Annotated in this window: 7 protein-coding genes; 1 reads left to right on the forward strand and 6 read right to left on the reverse strand. The window is 39.9% G+C overall.

Features of this window, described 5'->3' with window-relative positions:
• Positions 1 to 85 precede the first annotated feature (85 nt).
• A complete protein-coding gene (locus H8S64_RS17330; protein ID WP_186977711.1) occupies positions 86 to 1381 on the forward strand; it encodes a cupin domain-containing carboxymuconolactone decarboxylase family protein in 1296 nt (431 codons plus the stop codon).
• Positions 1382 to 1472: 91 nt separating this feature from the next.
• On the opposite strand, the gene H8S64_RS17335 is transcribed toward H8S64_RS17330, so the two are convergent.
• The 6 genes from H8S64_RS17335 to H8S64_RS17360 all read right to left on the reverse strand — a co-directional run bounded on the left by H8S64_RS17335 (position 1473) and on the right by H8S64_RS17360 (position 13902).
• Positions 1473 to 4067, reverse strand: a complete 2595-nt coding sequence (locus tag H8S64_RS17335) for a zinc-dependent metalloprotease (RefSeq protein WP_186977713.1) — start codon at positions 4065 to 4067, stop codon at positions 1473 to 1475.
• Positions 4068 to 4093: 26 nt separating this feature from the next.
• The gene (locus tag H8S64_RS17340; protein WP_186977715.1) at positions 4094 to 6739 is read right to left on the reverse strand and encodes a zinc-dependent metalloprotease; all 2646 of its coding nucleotides are present in this window, start codon (positions 6737 to 6739) and stop codon (positions 4094 to 4096) included.
• A gap of 111 nt (positions 6740 to 6850) precedes the next feature.
• A complete protein-coding gene (locus H8S64_RS17345; protein ID WP_186977717.1) occupies positions 6851 to 8341 on the reverse strand; it encodes a PKD-like family lipoprotein in 1491 nt (496 codons plus the stop codon).
• Positions 8342 to 8358: 17 nt separating this feature from the next.
• Positions 8359 to 9045 carry a DUF4843 domain-containing protein gene (locus tag H8S64_RS17350; protein WP_186977719.1) on the reverse strand — a complete coding sequence of 229 codons (687 nt, stop codon included), beginning with the start codon at positions 9043 to 9045 and terminating at the stop codon, positions 8359 to 8361.
• Between the two features lie 10 nt (positions 9046 to 9055).
• Complete coding sequence (locus H8S64_RS17355) at positions 9056 to 10522, reverse strand: RagB/SusD family nutrient uptake outer membrane protein (protein WP_186977721.1); 1467 nt, start codon at positions 10520 to 10522, stop codon at positions 9056 to 9058.
• Between the two features lie 17 nt (positions 10523 to 10539).
• Entirely contained in the window at positions 10540 to 13902 is a 3363-nt protein-coding gene (locus tag H8S64_RS17360) for a SusC/RagA family TonB-linked outer membrane protein (protein ID WP_186977723.1), read from the reverse strand.
• Positions 13903 to 13977: the final 75 nt, after the last annotated feature.

Below are 13977 nucleotides of genomic sequence, written 5' to 3' on the forward strand. Positions count from 1 at the left end.
CATCCTGTCGCACGAGGTGAAATATCTTTGTAATAAAGAAACCGGATAGAATTAAACTGAAATTTTAACCTAAAACAAAATACACATGAGAAAGAATTTCGTTTTAATAATGGTTTGCATGGTCATGACATTTACAAATTCATGCAAGAATGGCACTTACAGTAAAAATAATAATCAAAACAAATTAATGATGGAAGCATCTACAAAGAAAACGGAGCCGGTGCTGGGTTTAGGCACACCCGTTACGGCAAATTTCACCGGGGAAGCTTGGTTGCAATACCTATCCGGTCAACCGGAGTACGAGTGTAACGTGTACAATGTCACTTTTGCCCCGGGAACACGCAATTACTGGCATTCGCACACGATAGGTCAGATTTTGCTTTGCACGGAAGGCATCGGTTACTACCAAGAAAAAGGTAAACCGGCACGACGCTTACAACCCGGCGACGTGGTGAATATCCCCGCCAACACGATTCACTGGCATGGAGCCGCCCCGGACAGCCGCTTCACGCATATCGGAATTACGCCCAGAGTCAGCGAGAACAACACGGAATGGATGGGCGAAGTGACTGACGAGGAATACTCGGAAGCGATTTCTACTTTCGCGCAAGAAACGCCTAAAAATGAAAAAGATACGGATAGAATCGAGTTATGTAAAAAGAATTATACCACCTTGTTCGGCGGAGAAGCATTAACCGGACAAGGTTCGGATCCGGAAATGATGGATATTCTCCAGAAGTTCATCTTCGGGGATATTTTCCGCACCGGCAATCTGGACATGAAAACATGCGAGATGATCACCTGCATTACATTAACCGCGATGCAGACGTTGCCACAACTGAAAGCCCACGCCGGGGCAGCCTTGAACGCGGGAGTAACTCCCGTTGAATTGCGGGAATTAGTTTACTTGTGCGCCCCGTTTATCGGTTTCCCGAAAACACTGAACGCACTTGGCACGATCAACGAGGTATTCAAAGAACGTGGTATCGCCCTACCGTTGGAATCCCAAGAAACCGTGAAAGAGGAAGAACGATTCGAGAAAGGGAAAGAAATCCAACACGCGCTCTACGGCGAAAAAATGAAAGAAGCGTTGAAAACTCTCCCCGCCGGAATGAATGACACTCTTCCCCGCCTCCTCACGGAAATGTGTTTCGGCGACTTTTACACCCGGAGCGGGCTGGATATTAAAACTCGTGAATTATTATCCCTCTGCATCTTGGCAACCCTCGGTGCAGAACGGCAAATCGAATCGCATGCGCAAGGCAACCTTAAAGCGGGAAACAACAAGGAAACCCTCATCGCTGCCATGATTCAATGCCTGCCATATATCGGTTTTCCTCTGGCATTGAATGCGATACATATTATTAAGGATATAGAATAAGTAAATACAACTTAATAAATCCCATTACTTTTTCGGGAAGTAATGGGATTTTTATTTAAAATCGAATAAACACTGATACAGTTTACATAGATTATTTCAATTCCAAAGCCCGTCTTATCTTAAACAACAAATAATCATAGTGTTGACGAGTAGCCCCGGAACTAGATTGTATTCTCGTTTTCAATAACTGTTGAATATCCAACAACATTTTGTAATAAATATGGGCAACAGGATAATTATTCTGTTGAATCATGGGTATCGGACTGAAACCACTTTGCTGCATTTTTGCCCTGTCACGAACCATTTGTTCCAAAACAGTCTTACAGTAACGTGCGGCTAAATTATTTCTTTCAGGAGTAACTAACGCAACCTGACCGACTGGTTCGAAAGATGATACGGAAGCATCTACCGCAGAAGTTTGTATAACGCTTGTCAAAAAAGCTCTTTGCACATCCATTTCATTCCTAGTCAGTTTTTGGTTCTTTAAAGTTTTTCCCCAGACCCATTGATAAAGATCACTGATATATTCCCGAATCGAATAAGCCTCTTTAGATTTTTCCGTACACAAGGCAACCGGTTTAATTCGAGCAAACAAACTGGACACGACCAACTGTCGCATTAAATCTCCCCGACTGTCTTGAATTTCTAATTCATTCATCAATATATTATCGTCAAGCCAAGAGAATTCATTTGTCAATTGAAGTAAACATTTTACCGCGGCACGCTGTTTCTCGCGAGGAATAACTTCGTAAGAAGGCTTATCATCACCATTTCTCACATCCCGGAGATAAATACCACCGATAATATTAGCCACATCCTGTATTCTACCTGTTAGCAGACCGTCCAGATACTGGGACAGTTCTGCCCGCATCTGTAAGTTCTCGTCATTTTCCGCATACCATTCATTCAAGTGTTGAACAGCTATTTTCGCATTCTTCAGCAAATACCCCAACGCTTTTACTTGATCATCCCCCAAATCTCCTCGCGCCACGGAAGGATCATAAACAGGATATCCTATCTGCTTGCTACCGAATCGACAGTAAGGTTGTTGTTGGCCCTCTTTAATCCATCGGTCAAGTGTCGTGAGTTCCTCTTGGAAATCTTGTACCCCGTAGATAGGCTCATACAGCCATTTTATGGCAAAAAAATCATATACTCCTAAACCTTTAGGCTCCAAAAGAACGCCTTTTTGCACATCTTCCGGCTGAGCGATATAATTATAAACCAGATCATCCATTATCGAAGGACTCAACCCGTATTCCTTTGTAAACGAAGCCGAACGCAATGAATCCACCGGATACGCGTAGGATGCACCCAAGTTCTCCGCCAACCCCAAACATTTTCCAACAGCTTGCATCACATGCATCTTCATCATATTACCGACTTCCGAATCAGGCAAACAGACATGCCTCACGGAGGAATCCGCCGTCATGGTTGCCACCATACGATTTTTTATCATCGCATAAATCAAATTCTGGTGTATATAGATCGACGCATTCAAAATTTCCCCGCTTCTCGGATCTTCATGTAATGAAGTCTGTATATTCGTCATCCATAATACTGACGGGGAAAAACGTATCGTGGAAAACCGAATGTCATTAGCATCAAAAGTCGTATCCTTCACGGGAAAATCCTTCACTCGAACAACATTTTTAAACCCGATTCTTTCAAAAGCCTGATTCCAAGCCTCAACACCAGCCCTGACATAAGGTTTCCAAAATTCAGGCATCAGAGAGTCCAAGTAAAAGACAATTGGCTGACGGGGTTCCACTATCTTCCCCTGTTTATAATCGCTTTCACTCACTGGTTCTATTCTCCAACGCTTGGCAAGGTAAATTTGCTTTGCCCCGTCCTTCGAATCCGAAAAATTCATTTTCCTTTCGGGTAACACACCTATTCTGGGATCTGCCAAACGAGGACGCATCATATTTTCCGGCAACAGGGTCAGCATCTTGTTCACTGTTACCGTTACGGGTACATCTTTATCTTTCAAAAACGCACCGAATATTAAACGGTCGACATTATAACTCAATTCACATTTTACATTTATGTTCCATGCCTTAGCATCAATATCTTTCAAAAACGAACGTTCCGCCCTGTAATTATGAATTCTGGATACAAAACCGAACAATGAATTTCCAGAAAAACCGGAAAACGGATTGGTATTGTAAGAACTTTCCAGAAAGAGAGGTGTCATATCTATTAAATAGGATGAATCTGTCGGGTTTATCGCTTCTATTTTAAAACTTGTGTACACACCACCACAATTTGATTTTTGCAGCAAATCTGTCAAGTCCCGATTATCACCCGTGTCAAAGGGAAGATTTCTAATCATATTTGCCTGTATCACTGAATCCTGCTTGATAAACCGGAAAACAATTCCCGCACCGGCAAATTGCCCGACAACACCTTCTCCATTATCACTGGTATTTTCAATGGAAGAAGCAAACAACATATCTTTTCCTAAATAAACAGAGGGGAACTCCACGTACACTTTTCCATTTATCCGGTGTACTTTCATCCATCCTTCTTTGGTCACTTTTTTCTTACCTTCAAAAAACTTCTGATAAGGGGTCTTTATTTCCGTTTTTTGTCGGTCTTCTTCTTTCTTTTGTTTCGCGGCAACAGGCATACCCCATCCGCACAACAAGAAAACAAGTATATTAAAATATAGAATCTTTTTCATATCTCATTTCACATTTTCAGGACTTACTATTTCAACGCTTTTTCAATCTTATACAAGAGTAAACGATAGTGCTCACGAGTATCTGAAGACCCAGTGTTCGCCTTTTCTTTCAATAAACGTTGTATGTCTTTCAATAAAGAGAAATAAAAATGCTCCATAGGCTTACCTTTCTGTTGCGCCGCTACAAAGAAACCGAATCCGGCTTTTTCCCGGGGTGTCATATTATCTGTACAAATCGGAACAGCCTGCTCCACTTGATTCGTGAAACGCCCTAGAATAGAGGGAGGCAATATTCCGAAATACGAACGACTTCTTTCCTTGATTACCTCCGGTATAGCAACCTGACATTGATTCGCGGTAAAAGCTAAAGCACCCATTGATTCTTCGTTCAGTCCCTTCTGTACACCTGCATTTCCAAACACATGAGTCAAGAATTTAATCTGCCACGATTTTTCGGTTTCTGTTAATGTTTTTCCTTTTCGGGTTGATTCCCAGACGAAACGAGAAAAATCTTCCATAAATTCTTCTTCCGTGTAAGGATTACTTTTTGTTTTTTCGGCACATAGATTTAAAGCAAAAGGACAGTTCATCAATGATTCAAACAATTCATCTTCAATTAAATTCGACATATTCCCCGATAACGCAAACCCCTCTTTAAACTGCTCGCCATTCAGCCATGAAAGATCTTTCATCTCCTGCAACAAGAAGTGCAATGCTTGTTTTTGCCTCTCTTTGGGTACAGGCTGGTAACTCGGGCGTTTGTCACTTGCATAGCGTTCATTCAAATAGATACCCCCGATATTACTTAACACGTGATTCACGTACCGCAAGTATTGGTATAAAACCTCATTATACATTCTTGCCCGGAAAGAGTAATCAAAGTCTTTCTTTCCTACCCATTCATTGAGATGCTCCAACACGTATTTCAAATTTCTCACCCCGTATTCTGCCGATTTCACGGCATTATCTCCCAAGTCCTCTTCCATGGAACTGGGATCAATGTGCACATCAAGCTGCTGTTTTCCATACCGATAAATAGGATCTCCGGACTTTTCACTGATCCAAGCCGACAAGACCGGTACTTCTTCTTCCGGAGTCCGCATATCTAAAAAAGGAGTATACAGCCATTTAATTGAAAAATAATCATAGATTCCCAATTCCGGGGGAGTCAAGCGTACCCCTCGTTCTTTATCTCCCGGTTGGGCGATATAATTATTGCGCGCATAATCCATAATAGAATACGTTGTTCCATACTTTTGGGTGAAAGCCGGGGAACGTAAAGAATCTGTCGGGATAGCTGAAGAACCAGCCATATTATGCATTAAGGACAAACAATGACCGACTTCATGACTCACCACGTAACGAATACATTCTCCTAGCATATCATCCCCCAATTTCATCTTCCTCACCTCCGGATCTGCCGGAGAAGTTTGTAAAAAACGCCAGTCTTGCACCAACTGTATGAGGTTATGATATAAATAGACAGAAGCATTTAATATTTCTCCACTCCTCGGATCTGTCCAAGAAGGTCCCATAGCGTTTGCTACTTGAGAAGGAGAATAACGAACACAAGAATATTTCAGATTATCAGGATCAAACTCCAGATCATCCGTGGGAAAATCTCTCGTAACAACAGCATTCTTGAAACCTATTTTTTCAAAAGCCAGATTCCATTTTTCAATTCCTTCTTTAATGTAAGGTTTCCAACTTGCCGGAAACGCATTATCTATGTAGAAGATAATAGGTTTACGAGGCTCGACTAATTCACCATTACGAAATTTTTCCTCGTCTTTAGGTTCCAACCGCCAACGATTGGCATAATAAATTCTTTTTACCCCATTCCCCTCGTTACGGAATAAAGTTTTCATTGTCACGAATATATTGATTCTAGGATCCGCCAGTCTAGGTTTCATCGGTTCATCCGGCAACAAAATCAAACTACGATTCATCAGTGCCGTGAAAGGTTGCTTATAGACATAATAATATCGCTCATCCCTGACATTCACGGTATACACCATAGAAGACTGCACACTAATATTATCAGAAAAAGCCTTGATTGTTGCAATTCGAGAATCTCCGGCTTTAAATTCTTTCTCTATCCAAGCTCTACCATACCCGGTGATAGGACTATATGGATTAAAAGGTCCCATATTATCGATATCATCCAAGAAAAAACTTGTAACGTCTATCACAATTGCCGTACTATCCGGAGTATAGGCTTTTACTTCGAAATTTCTCAAAATAGCAGGAACTTTGCTTTCCCGAATCCTCTCGATTATATTTTCATCCCGGGAAACAAAATCAGACGTAATCAAACGCAGGCTAACCATCGAATCTGCCTTCGTGAACACTACATGTAGAGGGTCATACGGCTTTTCTCCCACGATAGAAAAACGATTATCCGTAATCTCACTTACCGTCGAGCCAAGCAGCATCTCACGCCCCAACAAACTCAATGGTAATTCGAAATATACCTTTCCATCCATTTTATGAATCGTAAGCATTCCTTTTACCGATTCACAAGCTTTATCTTTAAATAATTCTTCATATTTAGAGTCTTTCTTCTCTAACTTCACCTCCTGACTCGCTTTTTTCTTATCTTTTTTACGAGCATCCACTGTAGTGGCAATACATAACATTGCCAGCAAAACAAAAATGATTTTAAATCTCATAGCAGTGATCTTGAAACAATTACATATATGTAAAAAAAAAACGTGTTCTCTAATATCAGGACAGGTTGTCTTCCCTGTCCTGATAACACCTATCTCATTTTTTATAAAATTCTACTTACACAAACAATCCACGACTTTCCCCGCCACCTTCGTATGATATATCGGTTCCGGAATTTGTCCGCTCATAAATACATCTTCCGACACATCCAACAAATAAAACTCGCCATTATCCAAACCTATACCCACCGCAGAGTCTTTATTTATATAATCCGATTCGATACAAGTGATATTCCCGGAAAAATCAGTTTTGTAAGGATATGCTATATTCGTGTTCAAATCATAATAATACAAGGCTGAACCCGTAGCGATAAATAAATAAGGTCTGGATCTCAAACGATGAAATTTTGTATTTTCATTTACCTTGTCACTTGCGGTAAATTCACTCATGGATAAAGCCGTGCATACATCATCGCCAGTGTCATAAGAAAAAGAGTAAGCAAAAATTTTCCCCTCCTCGTTTTTCAATAAAGCGAACACTCCCGTTTCATAATAACTGGTGTTGAACAACTGGGAATATAAATTCTCGTAGCCTGTCAGCTTGTTCGGTGTAGGAATATTAGGAGGCAATACAACCGGAGGATTCAATACACTGGGCGTACCCGCGTAATAATAAGCTGCCGCATAAATCGTCATAAAACGTTGGGTTGCCCGATCATATATGATAATATTATACATAGTCTGGAGCGGATGATCAGTCAAAACATATTGAATATCCAATATCCGATTGTTATACTTCATCGGTATATCCACAAACATACTATAATTCAGTTTATCATTATTATAAGTTCGAGTGTACATATCCCCTTTGTCACCAACAACAACAGCAGCATTAGCCGAGAATCCCATAGTAACAGGTTTCAAGCCATCGGGTTCCTCGCCGGAAGCGAATTCCGATGCAAGTGTTTTTGTTTTCTCCAAATTCTTCGGATTCAAGGAAACCGAACCCTCCGGACCATATTGTAGCACACGCAATTCCTTATTTTCATTCCAAGACATTCCCTTTGTATTCAAGAATAAGCGATAAGGTTGTGTACCCAAATCTTCACCATAAAGCGTCGTGTACAATTTCTGGTCTGTGACATACTCGTCATTCCTCAAGCGTATCATATTGAGTCGAGATTTCCCTCCATCATCGGATAAAACTATCCATCCTTTCTCGTAAGGACTTTGATAGGAAACAGAAACCGACTGATACCATTTCTTACCCGTGGTTGTGTCCGTTGCTATCACAATTCCGGACACACTACCCGTTTCACCTTGAAACACATAATTCATGTTCCGCTCCGTACACACAACACCATACTTCTCAAAACAATACTCAAATTTATAAATTGTCGTATCAACCTCCTTATTGGCATATTTAATTATCGGAACAAATATTGCAGGCTCACCGTAAAACGGTGTTACCGTATAAGATTTAAATGATATTGTGATATCGTTAACGCCCAATTCCTTGTAATCATAATTGCCTTTGTCATCATAACAAGATGAAAAACCGAAAACGGCAATTAATATTCCATAAAGTAATTTATTTATTCTCATCGTTTTCTCATTTTAGATTAACCTCTGACAGGAACACTCATTAATGAACCGTCAACCTCCGTGACAGGTCCTAACGGAGAAGATGCCCGTTCTTCCAAATGATATTTCAATTTCAAAGCCCAAGTACGAATTAACCCTTCGTCCACCTTACTCAAATCAGGTTGTGCCGCTGTCATCAATTCCCGAAATTTCTTATCGGAATACCCCCCTAAATAATAAGTCTCGACATCAGGAGTCCACCACGAAGGTTTTGCAACATTATCATTTATCTTCAAATGCATCCGGCGATAATAACGATCTCCCAGTTTAAAATTTTCGTTTTCAGCCAGTTCCAAACATAGGGTAACCGTCTTCTGCTGCAATTCCGGGAAATTTTTAAGTTTCACGTAGAAAGTATCCAAATGGCTCATCGCCTGAAACTCGGGTTGAGGCAAATCATAAAATTTAGTGTCAGCTGTTGTCCCTTCTTTATTCACAGAAAGAGAAATAGCCTCTTTCTCCAGCAGAGGATCTCCTGTAAACCGAACCGCAACAGGTAAGTCGTATTCCTGCAAATTTCCCAAAAGGAAAAACGAAATCATAAGTGTATCCGCCTCTTTATTCACAAAAGAAATATATCCATCTGATTGATACAAATCAATATTGTCTGTTGAACATCCGATCATCCCCAACAAACACAATGCTAAATATAAATATCTTTTCATAATTTCTTAATTAATAGATTTTCTGACTATCCGGGATTCCAAATACAAATACCTTATTGCTGGGATTAACTGCCGCACCGACACTCAAAATAGATTTGTTCAATCGTTTATACATGAAGAACAACTGCCCCTCCCCTATAAATTCCCGGCGAGCGTCATTAATCAAAATATCCTGTAAATCACTAATTCCCAAAGCAGAGCTCACTATACGCTTGCACCCTCTAGCCCTTCTCAATTCCTGTAATAATTCAAAAGCTTTTGCTTGCTCTTTTTCATACAAGCACTCGATCAAAATATAATATATTTCGCTCATTCGCAAATTGGGTAATACACGTCCTTCCCCGGAATCTATCGAGAATGAATTCACTCTTCTGTATTTTAGAGAGGTATAGGTCGTCTCCCAGTCCTCCTTCTTCTCCAATAGATAATTTTTACGATAATCATCTCCGTCATTTTCAAAAATTTCATCCACACCTTGAATCATCATCGGGTCGCCCCAATATACCGTATAATCAGCATAATTATCCAGCAAGTCAAAATTATAGAAAGCAAACAAACAATCAGACAAATGCTTCTTACATCGATATGTCAAATCATCTGTAAAGTCATAGGGGGCATTATATTTAAACCATTTTTTACCAAACACGAACTTATTATAAAATTCCCACGCGTATTGATAAGCACGTTCCTTATCTCCCTTATAAAGGTACACGCGGGCCAACATTCCCAAAACTGCACAATAATTCATCCGCATTCCCCGGTAATTCATAAAAGTACCACCTTGAGCGGGCCAGAAATTACCGTTAAAACGAGCATCAAAACTAGACATGGCCGACTTGTTAAACGAAGTATCGCATAAAGCAAGATAGTCTTTTGCCAATAACAAATCCTTGATGACCTCCTCCAACGCAGCCGTCACGCCGAGATTCGTTTTAATCTCCGAAGGCCATTCTGCCTGATACGGAATTAAGGGAGTTTCATCCTCCGTCACCGGAGCCGGAGCGTAAAGACGAATAATATCAAAATGGAAGAATGCTCTCAACGCTAACGCTTCCCCAGTAATCACATTTTTAGATACTGTATCCAAAGTAAATAACGAGGGAGAAGCATCACTTATCTCATTCAATAGTAAATTACAATTAGCAATTAATTTGTATAGCCCCTCCCAAACCGCGGTAACAATAGGTTTCGTGTATTCGTTGTCATACGTGTATTCAGAAAAATAAGATTCCGCCTCTTGTAGTGATTCCGGATTATAAGTCTGAGAAATAGCTGTTAACATACCCCAAGTCAGATTTTTACCATACAAATCTGAAACAGAGGCTCCTTGATATATACCATTCAATGCATTCTGGAAGCCAATTTCGTCAGAATACAATTTTTCCTTACTTATTTGACTCTTCGGTGTAATTTCCAGCCAATCATTACATGAAGCTGTCAACACGAATAATAATAACAAAACAATATTTCTTTTCATAATCAACACTTTTACGATTAAAAGCTAACATTCAATGTCAAATCATATACTCTGGCATAAGGATAGGATGTCCCTCTTTCTTGTTTTACCGTTGAAAAATGAGCCAATCCTGTCGTATTAAATTGTAACTTCAAAGTGTTTATTTTTAACTTCTTAATCCAATTGCCTTCAAATGACCATGAAACACTCAATGAATTAAAATCAAGGGTATTATATTTTTGAACAAAACGGGAAGTTGGACGAGATACTGCCGAACGGTCTGCAATATTCTTCAATGGAGTACGGTCGCCGATATGCATCCAACGATCGGAATAAACTCGTTTATCCGCATTATGTCTCCATAAATCCACACTTTCAATATGAGTAGGGTAAGTATCATTGTAGCGTTCTCCCCCGAATTCATACATGAAAGAAGCGTAAACAGATAATGATTTCCACATGAAGTTAAAACCAAATGAACCTTTAGCATCGGGCTCAGTGTTTCCTATTATCTGTTGCTCGTTTGCTTCCCAATCATAGGTAATTGTTCCGTCCTTTCTCTCGAATACTTCCTGCCCGCTAGACGGATCAATCCCCAAAGACTTCATTCCGAAAATGGAGGTTAACGAACCACCTTCTTCATATTTCATAAATGGTTTCGCATATTTCTCGTCACTGGAATTCCATTGATTATAACCTTCGTAATGTTCATTTACTTTATCGTTATAATTACTCAATGAATTGGATATTTTCAATATCTCATTTTTATTGTGGGAAAGATTGGCAAATACCGAAAACAACATATCTTTTTTATTCAATATATCCGAACGTAACTGGAATTCAAAACCTGTATTTTTGATTTCTCCCAAATTATCAAAATATTTATTGAAACCGAATGATGACGGAATATCGATCTCCGTGATCATATCCGTAGTTTTCTCGTGATAGTAAGTTGTTTTCAAATAAAGCAAACCTTCTTTCAACGTGATTTCCGCTCCTACATTCGTGGCATTTTTCACTTCCCATCCCAGTGTGGTGTTCCCTAAAGCCATTAATTGTACGCCCATTCCCGTGATGTACCAATTCTTATCATAGATTTCATAAATATCTTTGGCCGCATAGGGTTGGAAATTTACCTTACCGGTTTGTCCGAAAGAAGCCGTAAGCTTTAACTGAGAAATCCATTCGTTATCATTTAAAAATTTATAACGATGTACATTCAAACCAACTCCCGCAGACCAAAATGGAGCCCACTTTTTATCCGCACCAAATTCAGAGGAACCGTCCAAACGACAAGATACATCACACAAGTAAATATCTTTATACGAGTAGTTCATCGTCAGAAATGCTCCAAACAAACGGGTATGATTATCCGTTTCCTGTGTTTTTCCATCTTGCTGCTGGGCATACATGATGGAATTCAAACTTCCGGAAGGGAATCCCTTGTAAGCACTTGAAGTACTGTAATACGTCGTTTCGGTTGTATTTAAGCCCAATGTCCCTGTTAAATAATGATTGCCGAAAGTTTGGTTATACATTAACAACAAATTCGTGGTCCAGTGAAAATCCTTACCGTCAGAAACAGCTAAAGAACCTTTCAACTCACCAAGATCATCCCTCACGTTTGCGAAAGTACCTGATTTCGGATCTATAAACGTCTTTGAACCTTCTACTCTTTTGGTCAACGCCAATTGGGCTTTCAATCGGAAAGCATCTGTAATATACCAATCCAACATAAAATTATTCGTGAATTCCTCATAATAATTCTTGTCGAAATTCTTTGTTTCCTTCCCCTCGAACATCGGATTCACGGGAGGATTACCACTACCATACATTGTCAAAGTCGGCAAGTAGTGTCCCGTTTCATCTTTCATCTCGTTATAGGGTAACTGTTTCACGAAATCGGCAAAACTACCAAATGGAGAATTCTTCGCATTTACCCGATCATAGGAAACATGATTACGTATCTGCATATTTTTCAAACGATAGTCAATATAAAAACCGGCTCCCACCCGATTCCGGTATGATTTCTTCATCACCCCGTTCTCGTTATCGTACCGAAGTTCTATCCCATAACGTACAGCATCATTACCACCATCCACGTACAAGCTGTGCTTGTGATTAAAACCGGTTCTCAACGGCTGACTCAGCCAATAAGTATCGACTCCTTTATTGATAGCATTCATCTTATCAATATAGTGGGCGTAAACCTCTCGAAGTGATTGCTGGTCATTCACCTCGTAATATCCGGCAGCAACCTCCGCATCCAATTTTTCCTTTGCATTAAAATAATCATAGCTGGACAAATCCGGGGTTGTGATACTACCAACTAGATTATAGCTCACATTTAACTTCCCGGCTTTCGGGGCTTTCGTTTCAACAACAATGACACCATTCGAAGCCCGGGAACCATAAATAGCTGTTGCTGCCGCATCTTTCAATATCGTGATACTATGAATACGGGTTGGGTCCATATCATAGATTTTTTCAGCACTCACGTCAAAACCATCCAAAATAAAAATAGGTAAGTTGGGGTTATTCTTTAACTTTGCTTCAGAAACATCCGAGACATCCAATTCTCGAATACCGACACCTGATTGTCCCCGAATATAAAACTCCGGTATGGTATTGGGATCCGACCCCATCAAATTATTTTCCATAATCCGAAATGAAGGATCGAATACTTGTAAAGCCGATATCACGTTACGGTTTCCAACCTTCAATATATCTTTCCCCTCTATTCTGACTGCCGTACCCGTGTATGATTCTTTTCTAACATTAGCGTATCCCGTCACAACAACATCATCGAGGCTCTCTGCTTGCTCCATAAGCACCACCAACAAATCAGTTTTCCCTTCCAGAATATTCTGATCTGTGATATCTTTCAATTTCACCTCTTTGGGCTCCATACCGACAAAACGGAATTCTAGTGTCAAATCTTTATTTTCAGGCAACACCAAAGTAAAACGCCCCGCCGTATCAGTAGCACACCCCACAAGTGTTCCTTTAATCAAAACAGTCACCCCGGGAAGTGGAAGCCGCTCTTTATCCAGCACACGCCCTTTAATTTTTTTCTGTTCGGTTTTCGTCGATTTAGATTTCACATTCTGAATAACAATTGTTTGATCTACAATTTTGAACTGCAAATTCGTTCCTTTCAACACTTGTTTCAAAACATCTTGGACACTTGCATTCTTTACATCTATACTCAGATGTAATACATCAGCTACCTCGCTGTAACTATACAAACAAGTATAATTACCTTGAGATTCAACTGCCTTTAGTACTTCTATCAATGAAACATCATCCATCTTCAGATTAAACAATGTTTCCTGTGACTTCACTTCAGCTCTGATCTGGAGAACTGACAACAAGATAAATAAGATTGTAAACCTCATCATAATAGAACATTTTCGAAGACCACATCTATGGTCTTTGTAATTGAACTTTTTTTTCATACATTTGTAATTCAAATA

The sequence above is a fragment of the Butyricimonas hominis genome, assembly GCF_014287455.1.
In the GTDB taxonomy this organism is placed as follows: Bacteria; Bacteroidota; Bacteroidia; order Bacteroidales; family Marinifilaceae; genus Butyricimonas; species Butyricimonas muris.

Excerpts from the sequence above, each read along its gene's own strand:
- H8S64_RS17355 (WP_186977721.1), bottom strand. The coding sequence starts at position 10,522 with ATGAAAAGAAATATTGTTTTGTTATTATTATTCGTGTTGACAGCTTCA.
- H8S64_RS17350 (WP_186977719.1), bottom strand. The coding sequence starts at position 9,045 with ATGAAAAGATATTTATATTTAGCATTGTGTTTGTTGGGGATGATCGGA.
- H8S64_RS17335 (WP_186977713.1), bottom strand. The coding sequence starts at position 4,067 with ATGAAAAAGATTCTATATTTTAATATACTTGTTTTCTTGTTGTGCGGA.
- H8S64_RS17360 (WP_186977723.1), bottom strand. The coding sequence starts at position 13,902 with ATGATGAGGTTTACAATCTTATTTATCTTGTTGTCAGTTCTCCAGATC.
- H8S64_RS17340 (WP_186977715.1), bottom strand. The coding sequence starts at position 6,739 with ATGAGATTTAAAATCATTTTTGTTTTGCTGGCAATGTTATGTATTGCC.
- H8S64_RS17330 (WP_186977711.1), top strand. The coding sequence starts at position 86 with ATGAGAAAGAATTTCGTTTTAATAATGGTTTGCATGGTCATGACATTT.
- H8S64_RS17345 (WP_186977717.1), bottom strand. The coding sequence starts at position 8,341 with ATGAGAATAAATAAATTACTTTATGGAATATTAATTGCCGTTTTCGGT.